Annotated in this window: 1 protein-coding gene and 5 pseudogenes; 5 read left to right on the top strand and 1 reads right to left on the bottom strand. The window is 59.4% G+C overall.

Features of this window, described 5'->3' with window-relative positions:
• The 4 pseudogenes from DQ405_RS23290 to DQ405_RS23275 all read left to right on the top strand — a co-directional run.
• Window positions 1-1107: pseudogene (locus DQ405_RS23290) on the top strand (putative bifunctional diguanylate cyclase/phosphodiesterase); the annotation flags it as partial.
• Between the two features lie 67 nt (window positions 1108-1174).
• Window positions 1175-2119 (top strand): annotated as a pseudogene (locus DQ405_RS23285) (cytochrome-c peroxidase).
• A pseudogene (locus tag DQ405_RS23280) lies at window positions 2116-3931 on the top strand (DAHL domain-containing protein). The pseudogenes DQ405_RS23285 and DQ405_RS23280 overlap by 4 nt, the downstream one beginning before the upstream one ends.
• Window positions 3928-5309 (top strand): annotated as a pseudogene (locus tag DQ405_RS23275) (ATP-binding protein). Before DQ405_RS23280 ends, DQ405_RS23275 begins: the two co-directional pseudogenes overlap by 4 nt.
• A 20-nt stretch (window positions 5310-5329) precedes the next feature.
• On the opposite strand, the gene DQ405_RS23270 reads toward DQ405_RS23275, so the two are convergent.
• Window positions 5330-5602, bottom strand: a complete 273-nt coding sequence (locus tag DQ405_RS23270; protein ID WP_014717108.1) for a type B 50S ribosomal protein L31 — start codon at window positions 5600-5602, stop codon at window positions 5330-5332.
• 306 nt (window positions 5603-5908) lie between these two features.
• On the opposite strand from DQ405_RS23270, the pseudogene DQ405_RS23265 reads away from it, so the two are divergent.
• Window positions 5909-6406 (top strand): annotated as a pseudogene (locus tag DQ405_RS23265) (FMN-binding glutamate synthase family protein); the annotation flags it as partial.

Raw genomic sequence — 6406 nt, 5'->3', positions numbered from 1 at the left:
GCAGCGGTGCGGGCGTCGGATTCGGTGTTTCGTTATGGCTCCGACGAGTTCGTGGTGCTGCTTAACGATATCCAGCATCCCCAGCAAACCCAGCACATTGCGCAAAAGGTACTCAATGCCGTCAGCGCGACTCGCCATGTCGCGGGGCATGACCTGAGTGTGAGCGCCAGCCTGGGCATCAGTATTTACCCCGATGACAGCGACAATGCCGTGGGTTTGCTCAAGCACGCTGAAACCGCGATGCGCACCAGCAAAGAACGCGGCCCGGGGGATCTCAGCTTTTACACCGAAGACATGAACCTGCGCGCCCAGCACCAGCAAAACCTGGAAAGCGCGATCCGCCAGGCGCTGGACCGCGATGAGTTTTGTGCTGCATTTACCAGCCCAAGCTGGCGCTGGAGACCGGGCGCATCGTCGGTGCGGAAGCGCTGACACGCTGGTTTCGACCGCAGTCGGGTTGGGTCAGCCCGGCGGAGTTCATTCCGGTCGCCGAAGACAGCGGCCTGATCGTACGCCTGACTCAGTGGGTACTGCGCCAAGCCTGTACACAGGCCCAAGCCTGGCGCGAGATGGGCCTGGCGCCCCTGCGCATGTCGGTGAACATCTACGGCGATCGACTTTCGCCAACGGGACTTCGTCGACAACCTGGCCGCCATCCTCAAGGACACCGGCCTGCCGCCCACCCAACTGGAACTGGAAATCACCGAAAGCGTGCTGATGCAGAACGTCGACGAAACCGTGGAAACCCTGCAAAAGATCAAGGCCATGGGCATCCGCCTGGCCCTGGACGATTTCGGCACTGGCTACTCCAGCCTCAGCTACCTGCGGCGCTTTCCCATCGACGTGCTGAAGATCGATCAATCCTTCGTGCGCGGCCTGCGCATCAATAGCCAGGACGAACAACTGATCAGCGCTATCATCGGCATGGGCAAGAGCCTGGAACTGAACATCATTGCCGAAGGCGTGGAAACCGTCGGCCAACTGAATTTCCTCAAAGCCCAGCAGTGTGAGGAGGGCCAGGGTTTTCTGTTCAGCAAGGCGCTGCCTTCGAAAGATTTCGTGCAGTTGCTGCAAACGGATAGCGCGACACTGATGCCGGATCAATAAAATCAATAGCCCTGGGCCTGCAAGGAGTGCTCGCTTGAGCAATGTCGTAAACCACCGTTCCGGCCTGATGTTCGCGTTATGCCTGGGCACCGCATCGCTGTCAGCCGCGCCGCTGGACGAAGCACTCAAGCCCTTGCCGGCGGTTCCAGTACTGGACCCTGCCAAGGTTGAATTGGGTCGCCAACTGTTCAACGAGCCGCGTTTGTCGGTCAACAACACCTTGTCCTGCGCGAGCTGTCACCAACTGACCAGCGGCGGCGCCGACAACAAGCCATTCTCCATTGGCTTTGACGGCAAACCGGTGCAGATCAACACCCCGTCCGTGTTCAACGCCAGCCTGAACTTCAAGCAGTTCTGGAACGGTCGGGTGGACACGTTGCAGGCCCAGGTCGAGCAGGTGGTGATCAGCCCGGTGGAAATGGGCAGCGACTGGAATACCGTGGTGCGCAACCTGTCTGCCCTGCCCGCCTACCAGAACGCGTTCAAACAGGCCTATCCCGATGGCGTCACCGCTTCCAATGTGCAAAATGCCCTGGCCACCTACGAGCGCACGCTGCTGACACCCAACTCGCGGTTTGACCAATACGTGCTGGGCAACACCGATATCCTGACCCGCCAGGAAAAATACGGCTACCAACGCTTCAAGGATTACGGCTGCATCGCCTGTCACCAGGGCGTGGAAACAATTTGGCGGCAATATGTTCCAGAAGTTCGGCGTGATGGGCGACTACTTCAAGGCCCGCGGCAACCCGCTGGAATCAGACCTGGGGCGCTACCTGCTGACCCAGGATGAAGAGGACCGCCATGTGTTCAAGGTGCCCAGCCTGCGCAATGTGGCCGTCACGGCGCCGTACTTCCACGACGCCTCGGCCAAGACCCTTGAAGAGGCGGTTGACGTAATGTTCAAGTACCAGTTGGGGCGCAACCCGTCCCWGGGGGTTGCGCTGATCAACACCTGATTATCCAGTTTCTCAAGACCCTGACCGGTGAATGGGCGGGCAAACCGTTATGAGACCCTTGTCACGCCGACGCACCAGTCAGATCCTGCTAGGCCTCATCACCCTGCTCCTGGCCTCCACCCTGGTGTTTTTGTACCTCAAGTCTTCACGCGACCAGACAGCCACTTATACCCAGTCGCGCGACTTGATCCGCCAACTCCAGCAGCTCAATGCCCAGTGGGACAGCGAAGTACTCAAGGCCCGCATCGCGATCACCCACAACTACGACCCACTGGTCACACCGCTGACCGAAATGACCCGCATCGGCGCTGAACTGGAGAGCCGCGACACCTACCACAGCGCTGCCGACCTGCCCGGTTGGCAAGCCAGCCATGCGGCGTACCTGACGGCCATCGAGGAAAAAGCCCGGCTCGTCGACCAGTTCAAATCCCACAACGCAGTGCTGCGTAACTCATTGGCTTTTTTGCCGACGGCCGAAGACGACATCCAGGCCCAATTCGAACAGCATGACCGACGAAGGCCGCCTGCAACTGCAAAGCGTGGCCACCGACACTTACGACCTGCTGCTCAGCAGCCTGGAGTTCGCCCAAGTCACCAGCGACGAACGTGCCGCCGATATCCTGGTGGGCCTGGGCAAGCTGGCCATCAACCAACAGAGCCTGCCCAGCGAGTTCCAGGCACCGGTGGAGATTCTCAGCAATCATATTTCGCTGATCCTGCGCGAACAGCCACTGGTCAACAGCCTGCTCGAGCGGATTGCCGCCGTACCGGTGGCCGAACACCTCGATGACCTGACCACTCACCTCAATCAGGACCAGCAGGCCACTGACCTCATCGATCATCAGTACCATCGCTACCTGCTGATCTTCTCGACCTTGCTGGTGGTGTTACTGCTTTATCTGGCGGTGCGCCTGTTGCGCAGCTTCGCCGAGATCAACCGCGTCAACCGCGCGTTGCAGGCCGCCAACGAAAACCTGGAGCAACGGGTGGAGCGGCGCACGCAACAGCTCAAGGATGCCCAGAGCGAGCTGATGGACAGCGCCGCGCGACTAGCGGAGATCGCCACCAAACGTGCTGCACAACGTCGGTAACGTGCTCAACAGTGTGAACATCTCCGCCGACCTGGTCAGCCGCAAAGCTGCGCAGCAGCAAAGGCGCTCGGCCTGGGCAAGGCCATGCAACTGATCAACGCTCACCAAGGCGAGCTGGGTACCTTCCTTACCGAGGATGAAAAGGGCAAGTTGCTGCCGGGCTATCTGAACCAGTTGGTCGAAGCGATTGCCACCGAACAGCAAGGCATGAGCGATGAGCTGGCGCAGTTGAGCAAAAGCGTGGACCACATCAAGGACATCGTCTCGACCCAGCAATCCTATGCGGGTGCGTCTACCTTGCTGGAGCCAGTCAATATCAGCGCCTTGATGGATGACGCCCTGCGCATGAACGCCGGCGCGCTGAGCCGTCACCATGTCACTGTTGTGAAGGCGTACGCCCCGGTGCCGGAGATATTGGCGGACAAGCACCGGTTACTGCTGATCATGGTCAACCTGATCAGCAATGCCAAATACGCCATGGACAAACTGTCTGAGCGGCCACGGCAAATCACCCTGGCGGTGGAATCGGTAGGCGATGAGACCCTGAAGATCAGTGTGAAGGACGATGGCGAAGGCATACCGCCCGAGAACATGGCACGCATCTTCACCCACGGTTTTACCACCCGCAAGGAAGGCCACGGCTTCGGCCTGCACAGCTGCGCCCTGGCCGCCGTGGAAATGAACGGCCAGCTCAGCGCCCACAGCGACGGGCCGGGCCTTGGCGCCGTCTTCACCTTGACCATCCCCCTGACCCTTGCCGGAAGCAGCTCATGAACCAACCTCCCAACCGGCGCATCCTGCTGATCGATGACACACCGTCCATCCATGAGGATTTTCGCAAGATCCTGATGCCCCACGAAGCCTCAACCGAAGCGCTGGATGAGATGGAGTCGGCACTGTTTGGCGACGCGGCCAAACCTCAAAACCCAGGCATTCGAACTGCACGGCGCTTATGGCGGCGAAGAAGGCCTGGGCTTGCTGACCAGCGCCATGGCGCAAGAGCGCCCCTATGCGTTGGCCTTCGTTGACATGCGGATGCCCCAGGGTTGGGACGGCGCCAAGACCATTGAAGAACTGTGGAAAGTCGCCCCCGACCTGCAAGTGGTGGTGTGTACCGCCTACTCGGACTATTCCTGGGATGACCTGTTGTTTCGCCTGCACGCCCACGACCGCCTGCTGATCCTGAAAAAGCCGTTCGACAACATTGAAGTCCAGCAAATGGCCAACACCCTGGCCAACAAATGGGACATGGCGCGCCGCGCCTCCCTGCAAACCTCGCAGCTGGAGCGGTTGGTGGAAGAACGCACCCAAGCGCTGCAACTGGAAATTGAAGAGCGCAAGCTCCTGGAAAGCCAACTGGTGCAGTCGGAAAAACTCGCCTCACTGGGGCAACTCGCGGCCGGTGTCGCCCATGAGATCAACAACCCGGTGGGCTTTATTTCGTCCAACCTCAGCACCCTCGACAGCTACTTCAAGCAGCTGCAACAGATGCTCGATGCCTACCAGCGCAGCGAAGCGCACATCGGGGCGCCAGAACATCGCGAACCGCTCACGGCATTGCGCAACGAGCTGGACCTGGATTTTCTCAAGGACGACATTCCGATCCTGATCCGCGAATCCAAGGACGGCATCGGCCGTTGTGGTGCAAATCGTCAAGGACCTGAAGAACTTCTCACGGGTGGATAACGACCAGACCTGGCAATTCGCCAACCTGCAGCAAGGCATCGATTCGACGCTGAACATCGTCGCCAGCGAACTCAAGTACAAGGCCGATGTGGTCAAGCACTACACGCCGCTGCCGGAAATCGAATGCCTGGCCTCCCAACTCAACCAGGTGGTAATGAACCTGGTGATCAACGCCGCACAAGCCATGGGCCCTGAGCGCGGCACCATTACCATCAGCAACGGAGTGGAAGGCGAAAACGTGTGGCTGGAAGTCGCAGACAACGGCTGTGGGATTGCCCCCGACACCGTGCAGAAGATTTTCGACCCGTTCTTCACCACCAAGCCGGTGGGCGAAGGGACGGGGTTGGGGTTGTCGTTGTCCTACGGGATCGTCAAGAAACACCGTGGCGATATCAGCGTCAGCAGTGAGGTAGGCAAGGGTACGAAGTTTCGGGTAGTACTGCCGATTCGGCAGACGGCGGCGTAGGGCACGCCGCCGAATCATGCTCATGCGTCAGCTTTTTTCGGGCTCGACCCAAACGATGCAAAACGCTTGTTGAACCCGGCAATCCGGCCTTCGGCCTGGGTCTTACGCTGCTGACCGGTGTAGACCGGGTGCGAGGCGCTGGAGACGTCCAGCGGGATGTAGGGATAGGTGTTGCCGTCGCTGTGCTTATGGGTGCGATCACTGTCGGCGGTGGAACCGATGAGGAAGAACACGTCGGCGGCAGTGTCGTGGAACAGCACGGTGCGGTAGTCGGGGTGGATACCAGCTTTCATGAGGCCTCCGGGGCGTCTGGGTGCGGTTGATTTGTTATACAGTAACACAACATCAAGCACCCAAACGAGAACCTTTTGCAATAAGGTTAGGCTTGTTGCGTCTAGTAAGACGATGCTGAGAGCGGCCCGAAACTATCAATGCTGACAAGGGTAGAACCGAATCAAGCGCCGACAGGTGTCTATCCCAGGCCAGTCTGTCCCACCCGCGTTGCCAAACTGAATATTCCCACAGGTTGTCTATGGTTTCCTGACAGGCGCAGAATGGCGGATCGACCTGAAAGAGTCCGAAACCCAAAGGAAAACCGTATGAGCCTGTCCTTGTTAAGCCGCTACGCCTTCTTTGCTGTGTGCGTCATTTTCACCCTCGCCAGCCTCCCCTTTATCGAACATGAATGGCTGTGGCCGATCACGCTGGTCACCGGCGTACTCAGCCTGATCGGCATTGTCGACCTGCTGCAAAGCCCCCATGCGGTGCGCCGTAACTATCCGATCCTGGGCAATATCCGTTACCTGGTAGAAACCATCCGCCCGGAAATCCGCCAGTACCTGCTGGAGTCCGACAGCGACGCCCTGCCCTTCTCCCGCGCCCAGCGCTCGCTGGTGTATTCGCGCGCCAAGAACGAAACGGCGGACAAACCCTTCGGCACCCTGATTGACGTGTACCAGTCAGGCTTTGAATTTATCGGCCACTCCATGCGCCCTGCGCCACTGAGCGACCCCAGCAGCTTTCGCGTGATGGTCGGCGGCCCGCAGTGTGCACAGCCATACTCGGCGTCGGTGTTCAATATCTCGGCCATGAGTTTC

This window comes from Pseudomonas sp. SST3 (assembly GCF_003325755.1).
The sequence above is the reverse complement of the archived record's forward strand: the minus strand, read 5'-3'. Positions and strand labels throughout refer to the sequence as shown.